The sequence below is a fragment of the Vibrio chanodichtyis genome (genome assembly GCF_028863985.1).
GTDB lineage: Bacteria > Pseudomonadota > Gammaproteobacteria > Enterobacterales > Vibrionaceae > Vibrio > Vibrio chanodichtyis.
Genome location: NZ_JARBFT010000005.1, coordinates 20,835 through 34,359, shown reverse-complemented (window position 1 = coordinate 34,359; position 13,525 = coordinate 20,835). Strand labels below are relative to the sequence as shown.

Annotated in this window: 10 protein-coding genes and 1 tRNA gene; 8 read left to right on the top strand and 3 right to left on the bottom strand. The window is 46.6% G+C overall.

The genetic code is table 11. The features are described 5' to 3' along the window. Positions 1 to 119: 119 nt before the first annotated feature. Complete coding sequence (gene plsY, locus PUN32_RS06680; RefSeq protein WP_274722360.1) at positions 120 to 722, top strand: glycerol-3-phosphate 1-O-acyltransferase PlsY; 603 nt, start codon at positions 120 to 122, stop codon at positions 720 to 722. Between the two features lie 25 nt (positions 723 to 747). Here the strand turns inward: plsY and tsaD are convergent, their stop codons facing one another. Then, positions 748 to 1,767, bottom strand: a complete 1,020-nt coding sequence (gene tsaD, locus PUN32_RS06675) for a tRNA (adenosine(37)-N6)-threonylcarbamoyltransferase complex transferase subunit TsaD (RefSeq protein ID WP_274722359.1) — start codon at positions 1,765 to 1,767, stop codon at positions 748 to 750. Between the two features lie 239 nt (positions 1,768 to 2,006). On the opposite strand from tsaD, the gene rpsU reads away from it, so the two are divergent. From rpsU to PUN32_RS06640, 6 genes are all read left to right on the top strand, one after another. Then, complete coding sequence (gene rpsU, locus PUN32_RS06665; RefSeq protein ID WP_166013671.1) at positions 2,007 to 2,222, top strand: 30S ribosomal protein S21; 216 nt, start codon at positions 2,007 to 2,009, stop codon at positions 2,220 to 2,222. A gap of 29 nt (positions 2,223 to 2,251) precedes the next feature. Further along, positions 2,252 to 2,695 carry a GatB/YqeY domain-containing protein gene (locus tag PUN32_RS06660; protein ID WP_274722358.1) on the top strand — a complete coding sequence of 148 codons (444 nt, stop codon included), beginning with the start codon at positions 2,252 to 2,254 and terminating at the stop codon, positions 2,693 to 2,695. Between the two features lie 91 nt (positions 2,696 to 2,786). Further along, the gene (dnaG, locus tag PUN32_RS06655; RefSeq protein WP_274722357.1) at positions 2,787 to 4,550 is read left to right on the top strand and encodes a DNA primase; all 1,764 of its coding nucleotides are present in this window, start codon (positions 2,787 to 2,789) and stop codon (positions 4,548 to 4,550) included. A gap of 98 nt (positions 4,551 to 4,648) precedes the next feature. Then, a complete protein-coding gene (rpoD, locus tag PUN32_RS06650; protein WP_274722356.1) occupies positions 4,649 to 6,526 on the top strand; it encodes an RNA polymerase sigma factor RpoD in 1,878 nt (625 codons plus the stop codon). A gap of 145 nt (positions 6,527 to 6,671) precedes the next feature. Further along, a tRNA-Ile gene (locus PUN32_RS06645) sits at positions 6,672 to 6,747 on the top strand. 404 nt (positions 6,748 to 7,151) lie between these two features. Beyond that, entirely contained in the window at positions 7,152 to 8,912 is a 1,761-nt protein-coding gene (locus PUN32_RS06640; protein WP_274722355.1) for a lysophospholipid acyltransferase family protein, read from the top strand. A gap of 84 nt (positions 8,913 to 8,996) precedes the next feature. Here the strand turns inward: PUN32_RS06640 and glmS are convergent, their stop codons facing one another. Beyond that, positions 8,997 to 10,829 carry a glutamine--fructose-6-phosphate transaminase (isomerizing) gene (gene glmS, locus PUN32_RS06635; protein ID WP_274722354.1) on the bottom strand — a complete coding sequence of 611 codons (1,833 nt, stop codon included), beginning with the start codon at positions 10,827 to 10,829 and terminating at the stop codon, positions 8,997 to 8,999. A gap of 62 nt (positions 10,830 to 10,891) precedes the next feature. Continuing rightward, positions 10,892 to 11,662 (bottom strand): DeoR/GlpR family DNA-binding transcription regulator, encoded by a 771-nt coding sequence (locus tag PUN32_RS06630; RefSeq protein ID WP_274722353.1) that lies wholly within the window; start codon positions 11,660 to 11,662, stop codon positions 10,892 to 10,894. A gap of 428 nt (positions 11,663 to 12,090) precedes the next feature. Between PUN32_RS06630 and pykF the strand changes: the two genes are divergently transcribed. Next, a complete protein-coding gene (gene pykF, locus PUN32_RS06625; RefSeq protein WP_166013691.1) occupies positions 12,091 to 13,503 on the top strand; it encodes a pyruvate kinase PykF in 1,413 nt (470 codons plus the stop codon). Positions 13,504 to 13,525: the final 22 nt, after the last annotated feature.

Below are 13,525 nucleotides of genomic sequence, written 5' to 3'. Positions count from 1 at the left end.
CACGATATGATATACCCAACCTGTTCAAGATGCTAAATCCTAAAAGGTTTTTATTATTGAGCAGGCAATAGCAACCGTTATTCGAGCAAAGTTTTCGAAATACGTACTTTGAGGCTGTTATGACTCCATTGGCGCTGTGCATGATCATTTTTGCCTATCTGCTGGGATCGATTTCCAGTGCCGTGTTGATCTGCCGTGTGCTAGGGCTGGCCGATCCGCGTCATGTGGGGTCCCACAATCCCGGTGCCACCAATGTACTACGCATTGGTGGAAAAAAAGCCGCGATCGCCGTGCTCCTGTGTGACATGCTCAAAGGCACCATCCCCGTATGGGGTAGCTACTTTCTGAATATTGATCCGCTGATGTTGGGTTTGGTGGCCATCGCCGCCTGCCTGGGACATATGTACCCGATTTTTTTTCACTTTAAAGGTGGTAAAGGAGTGGCAACGGCTTTAGGGGCCATTGCTCCAATTGGGCTGGATTTAACCGCAATGGTCGTGGTGACATGGTTAGTGGTGATGCTGGTGTTTCGTTACTCATCATTAGCCGCATTAGTGACCGTACTGCTGGCCCCGCTGTACACTTGGCTGATTAAACCGCAATACACTCTGGCGGTGGCGATGCTGTGTTGCTTAATCGTGTTACGCCACCACCAAAACCTAAAGCGCCTATTGGCGGGCACAGAGCCCAAAGTCGGCGAGAAAAAAAGCCCGCAAGTTTGAGTCACTACGGGTTAGCTATGCGGGCTTATTTTTGGATCGGTGTTAACTGATCAATCGGCCAACGTGGACGAGCTTGTAAAGCGAGCTCACACACATCACCATTTTTCAAACGTTGCATGCCCGCATACGCAATCATCGCACCATTATCGGTACAAAACTCGGTACGTGGGTAATACACTGCACCACCGATTTTTTGAGCCAGTTTGCCCAAATCAGCACGCAGTTGTTGGTTAGCACTCACGCCACCTGCGATCACGATCCGTTTTAGACCAGTTTGCTCTAAAGCTCGTTTACACTTAATCACCAAGGTATCGCACACCGCCTCTTGGAAGGCGTAAGCAATATCAGCGCGTGTCTGTGGATCATTCTCATTTGCGGCTATCGTATTCGCAGTAAAGGTTTTTAAGCCAGAGAAACTCATATCCAGACCTGGACGATCAGTCATTGGCCGTGGGAATTTAAAACGCCCAGGCGTGCCTTGCTCAGCCAACTTGGCCAATAACGGTCCGCCAGGATAATCTAGCCCCATCAGCTTAGCGGTTTTATCAAACGCTTCACCGGCGGCATCATCAATTGACTCGCCTAAAATTCGGTATTCGCCGATATTTTTGACTTCCACTAGCATGGTATGGCCGCCAGATACCAATAACGCGACGAAAGGAAAAGGCGGCGGATTATCTTCCAACATCGGAGCCAACAGATGCCCTTCCATATGGTGAACCGGTACCGCCGGCACATTCCATGCGTAAGCTAAACTGCGGCCAATCGTTGCACCCACCAACAGTGCCCCCACTAAACCGGGACCTGCCGTAAATGCCACCCCATCGATATCTTGCGGCGTCACATTGGCTTGCGCCATCGCTGCTTTAATCAGCGGAATGGTCTTTTTAACATGGTCACGCGAAGCCAATTCAGGCACCACACCGCCGTAATCGGCATGCAGCTTAACCTGACTGTAAAGCTGATGCGCCAACAGACCTTGTTCGTCATCGTAAATCGCGATCCCCGTTTCGTCACACGAGGTTTCAATACCAATAATGCGCATAGTTTTCTCAGCACGCCGCCATCTAAAATCAAAGATGGCGTCATGTTACCTTGCCTTGGCGCGACAAACAAACCTTGTCCACAATGTAAGCGACAAAGTGCTTTACAAAGCTGAGGTGATCAGATTAAAATTTCGCACCATTTTGATCTAGCTGGTTATCGACTAGGTGGGCAAGAATTCTTGCTGCTTAAGTCATCAAATATCAGCATTAACGAATTAACCCCTGAGGTGAAAGGCATATGCCAGTAGTTAAAGTACGTGATAACGAACCGTTCGACGTAGCACTGCGTCGTTTCAAACGCTCTTGCGAAAAAGCAGGTATCCTTTCTGAAGTGCGTCGTCGTGAGCACTACGAAAAACCAACTACCGTTCGCAAACGCGCTAAAGCAGCAGCTCAAAAGCGTCACGCTAAGAAGCTTGCTCGCGAAAACGCACGTCGCGTTCGTCTGTACTAATAACAACTTCCTAAACTAAGGAATCTGTTATGGCTCTAATTGATAATCTCAAAGAAGAGCAAAAACTAGCGATGAAAGCCAAGGATAAATTACGCCTTGGCACTATCCGTTTAGCGTTGGCCGCTATTAAACAACGTGAAGTCGACGAGCAGATCACTCTGAGCGATGACGATATTGTTGGCGTGCTAACCAAAATGGTGAAACAGCGTCGCGACTCTGTAAGCCAATACGAAGCAGCGGGTCGTCAAGACTTGGCTGATGCGGAGAAAGCAGAGATCACCGTACTTGAGGATTTTATGCCTCAACCTTTGAGCGATGATGAAGTGAGCGCACTGATCAACAGTGCGATTGCCCAATCAGCCGCCTCAGGCATGCAAGACATGGGCAAAGTGATGGCTGTACTCAAACCGCATATTCAAGGGCGTGCAGATATGGGTAAAGTAAGCGGTTTGGTCCGCGCTAAACTGGCTTAATCCCAACCCAATTACAACAAGCCGTGCAATCCTTTGGAACGCACGGCTTGTTTGTCTTTGACCCTCTCATTTTCGGCACATGCAGAGATTTATGGCAGGACACATCCCACGCAGTTTTATTGATGATCTCCTTGCTCGACTCGATATTGTCGACGTGATTGACGTACGCGTAAAACTCAAGAAAAAAGGCAAAAACTACGGTGCTTGCTGCCCTTTTCACAATGAAAAGACCCCTTCTTTCAGTGTTAGTCAGGAAAAACAGTTTTACCACTGCTTCGGTTGTGGTGCGCATGGCAATGCCATCGATTTCGTCATGGAATATGAGCGCATGGAGTTTCCGGAAGCGATTGAAGAGCTCGCGTCAACCATAGGTCTTGAAGTTCAGCGAGAAGAACGGACACCTTCCAGCCCATTTGCTAAACAAACCCCAACGATAAAAAGTGACGAGAAACGCAGCCTATATGATCTGATGGCTAGCATCGCACAATTTTACCGTCAGCAACTCAAAGTATCGACCAATAAACATGCGATTGATTACCTAAAAAATCGTGGTTTATCGGGTGAAATCGTCCAAAAATTTGGCATTGGCTATGTCGCCGATGAATGGGATTTAGTGCGGCGCAATTTTGGTCAACAGCGCTCTAGCGAAGAGATGCTAGTGACCGCTGGCATGCTGATTGAGAATGATAATGGGCGACGCTATGACCGCTTTCGTGGCCGTGTCATGTTCCCAATCCGTGACCGACGTGGTCGCGTGATTGGCTTTGGTGGCCGGATTACCGAACAAGGCACGCCAAAGTATCTGAACTCGCCAGAAACGCCGATTTTCCATAAAGGCAAAGAGTTGTACGGCTTGTATGAAGTGCTGCAAGCCTATCGAGAACCACCACAAATCTTAGTCGTCGAAGGCTATATGGATGTCGTCGCGCTGGCCCAATATGGCGTGGATTATTCGGTTGCCTCACTCGGCACCTCGACCACTGGCGATCATTTACAACTGCTATTTCGTCAAACTAACCAAGTGATCTGCTGTTACGATGGTGACCGAGCCGGACGTGATGCTGCATGGCGCGCCCTAGAAAACGCATTAGACTATCTTAAAAGTGGCAATATTCTTAAATTCCTCTTTTTGCCCGATGGCGAAGACCCAGATAGCTATGTACGTCAATACGGCAAGGCTCAGTTTGAACAGCAAGTCGCCAATGCCACCCCTCTTTCGCAATACCTATTTGATAACTTAATTGAGCTTCACCAAATCAACTTAGGTAGCCATGAGGGCAAATCTGCACTACGGGCACTCGCCACCCCACTCATCAATAAAATTCCGGATCCTTTTTTACAAGAGATCCTTGAAAAACTACTCGATGAGCGAACCGGGTTTGATCACCAACTGCGGCGCAAAAAAGTGCGTTATCCAGAACAGCGTTCCGCGCCACATAAAGTCATAAAACGTACACCGATGCGTGATGTTATTGCGCTGCTAATTCAAAAACCGAGCTATGCTCAATTGGTACCGGATCTCACCAGTGTGCGACATTTACAACTTCCGGGTCTGGAGACCTTGAATGAAGTACTTGAAAAATGTCAACAATATCCCCATATCACTACAGGTCAATTGCTCGAACATTGGCGAGATACAAAAAATGAGAAGCTTCTGTCTCGTCTAGCAAGTTGGGATATCCCTCTTGTTGAGGACAATCAAGAAGAACTTTTTTTAGACTCATTGGACAAAATTCTTGCCCAGTGCGTAGAAAAACAAATTGAAAATTTGCAGGCGAAAGGGCGAAGTGTCGGTTTATCAACCGAAGAGAAAAGAGAGCTACAAGACTTGATCTTACAAGGCTTAAAAGCGTAACTCTGTTGAGATAGTCAGCAAAGAATAAATTTGTTAGTATACGTGGTTTGCATTGCGCATACTTATTCCTTCACCAGATACGAAGTTGGATACCGTCTATGGATCAAAATCCGCAGTCACAGCTTAAACAACTTGTCCTTCGTGGCAAGGAACAGGGCTATCTGACCTACGCCGAAGTAAATGACCACTTACCTGCTGAAATCGTTGATTCAGAGCAAGTGGAAGATATTATTCAGATGATCAATGACATGGGTATTAAGGTGGTGGAAACCGCTCCTGATGCCGATGATCTTGCCCTCAGTGATGATACGACTATCACTGATGAAGACGCTGCCGAAGCAGCTGCTGCCGCACTTTCTAGCGTAGAGAGTGAAATCGGCCGCACCACCGATCCAGTCCGTATGTATATGCGTGAAATGGGTACGGTTGAGCTTTTGACACGTGAAGGTGAAATTGATATCGCCAAACGCATTGAAGATGGTATTAACCAAGTTCAAAGTGCGATTGCTGAATATCCGGGCACCATTCCTTATATTCTTGAGCAGTTTGATCGCGTTCAAGCCGAAGAACTGCGTCTGACCGATCTCATCTCGGGCTTCGTCGATCCAGATAACATGGAAACAGGGGCTCCGACCGCAACACACATTGGTTCCGAACTTACTGAAGCCGATCTCGCCGACGAAGACGATACGATCGTAGAAGATGAGGAAGAGGACGAAGATGAAAACGGCGACGGTGAAAGTAGCGATAGCGAAGAAGATGTCGGTATTGACCCTGAACTTGCTCGTGAAAAATTTAACGAACTGCGCAACAAATTCCAAAACCTGCAATTAGCAGTTAACGAATTTGGTCACGATAGCCAGCAAAGTGCAGAAGCATCAGGCCTGGTTTTGGATATCTTCCGCGAATTTCGCCTGACACCAAAACAGTTTGATCATTTAGTTAACACACTGCGTACTTCAATGGACCGCGTTCGCACTCAAGAACGTTTGGCAATGAAGGCCGTGGTTGAAATCGCCAAGATGCCCAAGAAATCGTTTATTGCCCTATTTACAGGCAATGAATCGAATGAAGAGTGGCTGGATACGGTTCTCGCTTCGGATAAGCCTTATGTCGCCAAGATCCGTGAGCAAGAAGAAGATATCCGTCGTTCAATCCAGAAGTTGAAGATGATCGAACAAGAGACTTCACTCTCGGTTGAACGCATCAAAGATATCAGTCGTCGCATGTCAATTGGTGAAGCCAAAGCTCGTCGTGCGAAGAAAGAGATGGTTGAAGCAAACTTACGTTTGGTTATTTCAATTGCCAAGAAATACACCAACCGTGGTCTGCAATTCTTGGATCTGATCCAGGAAGGTAACATCGGTCTAATGAAAGCGGTGGATAAATTTGAATACCGCCGTGGCTATAAGTTCTCAACTTATGCAACTTGGTGGATCCGTCAAGCGATCACTCGTTCGATTGCCGACCAAGCACGTACGATTCGTATTCCAGTACACATGATCGAAACGATCAACAAACTGAATCGAATCTCACGTCAAATGTTGCAAGAGATGGGCCGTGAGCCACTGCCAGAAGAGTTGGCAGAGCGCATGCAAATGCCAGAAGATAAGATCCGCAAAGTGCTGAAAATTGCCAAAGAGCCAATCTCAATGGAGACGCCAATTGGTGATGATGAAGATTCACATTTGGGTGATTTTATCGAAGATACCACGCTCGAACTGCCGCTGGATTCAGCGACAGCGACCAGCCTTCGCGCTGCAACCCGAGATGTACTGGCTGGTTTAACACCACGTGAAGCAAAAGTGCTACGGATGCGTTTTGGTATCGACATGAACACCGACCACACGCTAGAAGAAGTAGGCAAACAATTTGATGTAACCCGTGAACGGATCCGTCAAATCGAAGCCAAAGCGCTACGCAAGTTACGCCATCCAAGCCGCTCAGAAGTTCTGCGCAGCTTCTTAGATGAGTAAGCGCATTTCAAGTGATGGATTAAAAAGGTGAGCTTTAGCTCACCTTTTGTTTTTCACATCAGCTAAGTGAATAAATTGTAAGCATTATTGCTCGGGGTTTGGCTAGACACACCTAGCCCCATCCCCTATAATCTGACACCTATTCGGCCCCTTAGCTCAGTGGTTAGAGCAGGCGACTCATAATCGCTTGGTCCCCAGTTCAAGCCTGGGAGGGGCCACCAAATTCCATAAGGTTAGTAAGCGTAGTGCTTACTAACCTTTTTTGTACCTGACGATTTTGGCTCAGACAATGAGCCAAGTAAGCCGTCGAAAAAACTGGCAAAAAGCAACGGGAGCATACGCTCCCGTCTATTCCAGAACAGCCAAACAAAGGTGTAATGTCGTTGTTATTGTTTGCGTTTTATCCGCTTAAATAAAATAGCATTAAACGTTTTTATTCAGCACATTTTTTGTACAAACTGTGAACACATAAACTCATTTCTGAAAATATCTAAACCATTACAGCTTATGCGGCCCCCCATTCGGCGCAATAAAAAACTCATCAGAATGTCGCCGTTTTGCAATATCTCAGCACTAGCCTCTTAGCAAATCAGCAAATCAGCAAATCAGAAAATTAGAGGTTGCTATGCTTTCTACGTCACCATTCGTTTTACCACGCAAAACGCCATTTGGTTTAGGTGAACACTTAACAGAATGGGCTACCGGATTAAAGCGTCTCAATCAGTTCTATGCCCAGCGCCCAGTTGGTGGTGATACTCAAACATTTCTGCGTTTTACCTTAGACGTGCTTGGCATTGAGTACCAACTGGTGCGCGGTCAGCTCGCCAATATTCCACAACATGGGGCAACTGTTGTGGTGGCTAACCATCCTTTAGGCTGTGTCGAGGGGGTGATTTTAGCCGAATTGCTGCTCTCTGTTCGTTCTGATGTAAAAATTTTAGCCAACCAATATTTAAAACTCGTACCTGAGCTGGCTTCATTATTTATTGGGGTTGATGTATTTGCAGGTAATGATGCAGCAAAGGCCAACTTAGCGGCACTACGTCAAGCACACAAACATCTTGCACAAGGTGGCGTGCTGCTGATGTTTCCGGCCGGTGAAGTATCTCAATCGGTAAACAACCAGCCAGGCCGCTTAGAGGATAAAGAGTGGAGTCAATCGGTTAGCCGGTTAGTGAAAAAACACCAGGCGCAGACAGTGCCGGTTTATATTGATGGCCATAACTCAAGCCGATTTTATTTAGCAGGGAAAATTCACCCGATGCTGCGTACGCTCATGCTTGGCCGTGAATTACTCAATAAGCAACAAACTTCGATAGGCATCGCACTTGGTGAAGCGATTTCACATCGTGAGGTACAGCATCTTTGCGATCAACAGCTGGTCAATTATTTACGCCTCAATACCTATCTGCTCCAGCCCTCTCCGATGCGTAATAAAACTGCCAGTGATCACTCCTTATTACCGGTCGCCGAGCGTCTACCCGTTAGCGATTTGCTGGAAAATATTGCTCAGCTACCTTATGCAGACCATATGCTGCGGCATAATCAGTTCGATGTGTATTGCAGCAAAGCCGAAAATATTCCGGCGCTGATGCATGAGATTGGCCGAGTACGTGAGTTGAACTTTCGAGCGGTTGGAGAAGGTACCGGTCACGCATTAGATATTGATCGGTTTGATCGCGATTACCTGCATCTATTCATTTGGGATCGCGAGCAACAGCAATTGGTTGGAGCCTATCGATTAGGCTTGGTTGATCAGCTTTTGCAACATAATGGAATTAATGGGCTCTATTCCAGTACTCTTTTTCACTACGATCAGCGTTTTCTCAATAATATGGGCAATGCGATTGAGATGGGCCGCTCAGTAATAGATAGTCAATACCAAAAGAGTATGACCGCACTGTTGCTGCTCTGGAAAGGGATTGGCACCTATATTAGCCGAAATCCACACTATACCCATCTCTTTGGTCCGGTCAGCATCAGTAATGACTACAGTGAGCAGGCGCGACGTTTACTCGCTGACACTATGACACTGCACTATTATGACCGCGAACAAGCACAATTAGTCATCGCCAGCAATCCACCGCCCAGCGACCCAACGCAGTGGAATGCCAGCTTATTAACCTCACTTGCCGACTTACAATTACTGTCACGGGTGATTGCGCGAATTGATGAAGGCAAAGGCGTTCCCGTCTTACTGCGCCAATATTTAGGCCTGAACGGTAAATTGGTCAGTTTTAACGTTGATCCGGCGTTCAATAATGCACTTGATGGCTTGATTGTGGTCGACCTACGTAACGTCACCAGCAAAACACTCGCGCGCTATATGGGGCAACAGCAAGCACAGGATTACCTGATAACTCATCAATATTTCAGTGAAATTTAAACAATGAGGCCAAGATCAACCGATCTTAGCCTCATGTATGATTGCAATACTGAACCACAATACCTGTGATTTAGAATTAATGTTTTATTCTACCGTGACTGCCTTGGCAAGGTTACGCGGTTGATCAACGTCAGTACCTTTGATTAAAGCCACATGGTAAGAGAGCAACTGCATGGGAATGGTGTAATAAATCGGTGCCACGATTTCGCTGACATGTGGCATGGCGATAATTTTCATGGTCTCATCGGCGCTAAAATCCGCATCCTCATCAGCAAATACATACAGTAATCCGCCACGCGCGCGCACTTCTTCAATATTCGATTTGAGTTTTTCAAGCAAATCATTGCTTGGTGCCACCACGACTACTGGCATATCAGCATCAATCAGAGCCAATGGGCCGTGCTTCAGCTCACCTGCGGCATAGGCTTCCGCGTGAATATAGGAGATCTCCTTGAGTTTCAGTGAAGCTTCCAGTGCGATGGGGTAATATTCACCACGCCCTAAAAATAACGTATGGTGTTTATCCGCAAAATCTTGCGCTAAGGTTTCAATTTGCTTTTCAAACGACAAGGCGTTTTCAATCTGCTTCGGCAATTGATGTAGCGCACGCACAATCTTGCCTTCTAACTCACGTCCAATATGCTGTTGCTGCTTGCCTAAGGCCGTCACTAACATCAGCAAGGTCACCAACTGAGTAGTAAACGCTTTGGTCGAAGCCACACCAATTTCAGTTCCGGCGCGAGTCATAAAGGCGAAATCCGATTCACGCACCAAAGAAGAGCCCGCAACGTTACAAACGGTCATGGCGGCCATGTAACCTTTTTCTTTCGCTAAGCGCAGCGCCGCCAGTGTATCGGCGGTTTCCCCCGATTGAGACAGGGTGATCAGTAAGCTGTTTGGGCGGGTGACAAATTTGCGATAGCGAAACTCAGAAGCAATTTCCACATCGCAGCTCACCCCAGCAAGCGATTCAAACCAATAACGCGCCGTCATTCCAGCATTATAGGACGTACCACAAGCCACAATTTGCACATGCTCAACTTTGGCTAAGATCTCCGCGGCATGCACGCCAATACTTTCCACTACTACGCTATCGTGAGTAATCCGCCCTTCCATGGTATTGATCAGCGCGTTAGGCTGCTCAAAAATCTCTTTTTGCATGTAATGTCGATAGCGGCCTTTGTCAGCAGCATCATGCTCTAAATGCGATTCACTGATTTCACGCTCAACTTGCTGACCTTGCGCATCAAACACTCGGACCTCACGTCGGGTTAGCTCCGCGATATCGCCCTCTTCAAGATACATAAAGCGACGCGTCACATTCAGTAATGCCAACTGATCGGAAGCAAGGAAGTTTTCACCAATCCCCAAACCAATCACTATTGGGCTACCAGAACGAGCCACGACTAAACGAGACGGGTCTTTGCGATCCATCACGACTGTGCCATAAGCGCCGCTCAGCTGCTTTACTGTTGCTTGTACCGCAGCTAATAAACTGCTGGCACTACGTAATTCCCATTCAACCAAATGGGCAATCACTTCAGTGTCGGTTTGTGACACAAATACATAGCCACGCTGTTGTAACATCGAACGCAGCATTTCATGATTTTCAATGATGCCATTATGCACCACAGTAATATCGCCAGAGATGTGTGGATGAGCATTGATTTCTGAAGGCTCACCATGCGTTGCCCAACGAGTGTGCGCAATACCTGTGCCACCAGCCACTGGTGCCGCCTCTACCGCATCGGCCAACTCTTGTACTTTACCTAAACGGCGCAAACGAGTGAGCTGGTTATCACTATCTACTACCGCAATACCGGCTGAGTCATAACCACGGTATTCCAGACGACGTAATCCTTGTACTAAAATTTCAGCAACATCGCGTTGTGCAACCGCACCAACAATTCCACACATGTTTTTACTCCATATTGTTATGTCATCGCGCGGTTACCCAAGGGATCGCGCTCAGGGATACCTTATTTCACACTGGCACGAATCACTCGCACTTGGTGAGATTCAATCTGTTTGGCAAATTCATCACTCAATTCATGATCGGTCACTAACACGTCAATATTGTCCCAACTGAGTTCTAAGTTGGGAATTTTGCGCCCAACCTTGTCCGATTCAATCATCACAATCACTTCACGGGAAACTTCTGCCATCACATTGCTTAACCCGACCAACTCATTGAAGGTGGTCGTGCCACGGTCGAGATCGATGCCATCTGCGCCAATAAACAACTGATCAAAATCGTAAGAGCGCAGTACCGATTCCGCCACTTTGCCTTGGAAAGACTCAGAATGGGTATCCCAAGTTCCTCCCGTCATCAGCAAAGTTGGCTCGCTTTCTAATTCATTGAGTGCATTAGCAACATACAACGAATTGGTCATCACTACTAAGCCGCGTTTTTCATTCAATTGCTGAATTAATGCCGCTGTAGTACTACCGCTATCAATCACAATTCGATTGTGGTCACGGATCAATTTGGCTGCTGCTTTAGCCAACGATAACTTTCGAGTTGAAACTTTTTCATTCAGTGCATCGTGCATCACGTCTTTCGGTAATGAGATCGCCCCGCCATAGCGGCGCAATAGTTGACCATTTTTCTCTAGTGACGCTAGGTCTTTACGAATCGTCACCTCTGAGGTTTCAAACTGAGCAGAGAGCGCCTCAACACTCACCTCTCCTTGCTCGTTAACCAGTTTGACTATCGTGTGCCTTCTCAGCTGTGTATTTCGTTTTGACATTATAAAACACAAATAAAGTTACGAATCGAAACAAAGTATAATTACAACGAAACAAACAAGTCTATTTATTTCGATCCAAAAAATTAATATTTCACGCTAAAACCTTGTCCTAAGACAATTCTTAAACAGTGATATTGACGCCATTCAATGGTAGAATTCGCGCTCGAAAAGAAACAAAATTACAGAATTGAGTAAAAAATACGTCATCAATCCGCGCTATATTCGGGTTAAGTGGCGATTTTTCTGCCATTTTTGATCAAACAGTCAGTCATAAAATGACTAAATCTGTTGAAAGACTTTCAGTTTTGGAGTGCCGTAAACTGGTGAGCTAGACTTGGCAATGAATGAAGCAAAGTTGCCCGCGCCGCGAACACTTCAGAATCCACAACCAACTTCAAAATCATTTTGTTTATCGGAGAAACTCTTCCATGAAAAAGACCAAAATCGTATGTACGATTGGCCCAAAAACTGAGTCAGTAGAGAAACTAACCGAACTGGTTAACTCAGGTATGAACGTAATGCGCCTGAACTTCTCTCACGGCGACTACGTTGAGCACGGTGCTCGTATCGCTAACTTCCGTAAAGTAATGGAAGTAACCGGTAAACAACTGGCGATCCTACTGGATACTAAAGGCCCAGAGATCCGTACTATCAAACTGGAAAACGGTGACGATGTTGATTTAGTTGCTGGCCAAGAGTTCACGTTCACCACTGACACTGCCGTTATTGGTAACAAAGATCGCGTAGCTGTGACTTACACTGGCTTTGCTAAAGATCTGAACGTAGGTAACCATATCCTGGTTGACGACGGTCTAATCGAAATGGAAGTTCTGGCGACCACAGAGACTGAAGTTAAATGTAAAGTTCTGAACAACGGTGCGTTGGGTGAGAACAAAGGCGTTAACCTGCCAGGTGTTTCTGTAAATCTGCCAGCACTGTCTGAAAAAGACAAAAATGACCTGAAATTCGGTTGTGAGCAAGGCGTTGATTTCGTTGCTGCTTCTTTCATCCGTAAAGGTTCAGACGTTAAAGAAATCCGTGAAGTTCTGGCAGCACACGGCGGCCAAAACATCCAAATCATCTCTAAAATCGAAAACCAAGAAGGCTTGGACAACTTCGATGAGATCCTTGAGCTGTCTGACGGCATCATGGTTGCTCGTGGTGACCTAGGTGTTGAAATCCCAGCGGAAGAAGTTATCTTCGCCCAGAAGATGATGATCGAAAAATGTAACCGTGCACGTAAAATGGTTATCACCGCAACTCAAATGCTGGATTCAATGATCAAGAACCCACGTCCAACTCGTGCTGAAGCGGGTGACGTAGCTAACGCGATCATGGACGGTACTGATGCAGTGATGCTGTCTGGTGAAACCGCTAAAGGTAAGTACCCAGTAGAAGCAGTGAAAATTATGGCGCAAATCGCTAACCGTACTGATTCAGTACTGAAAGCTGAGCTGGGTTCACGTCTGGATAGCCCACGTCTGCGTATCACTGAAGCAGTATGTAAAAGTGCAGTAGACACAGCTGAGAAACTGGCTGCACCACTGATCATCGTGGCGACAGATGCAGGTAAATCTGCGCGTTCTATCCGTAAATACTTCCCAACTGCGAACATCATCGCGGTAACCACCAACAAGAAAACTGCAGCGCAGCTAGTACTGTGTAAAGGTGTTACTCCAGTGGTTGTGGATGCAATTGATAACACTGACGCGTTCTACCACTTGGGTAAAGATATTGCGCTGCAATCTGGCCTAGGTAAGAAAGGCGACATCGTGGTAATGGTTTCTGGTGCACTGGTTGCCTCTGGCACCACTAACACCACTTCAGTACACGTACTGTAATTCATTCCCCCACGCCAACTCG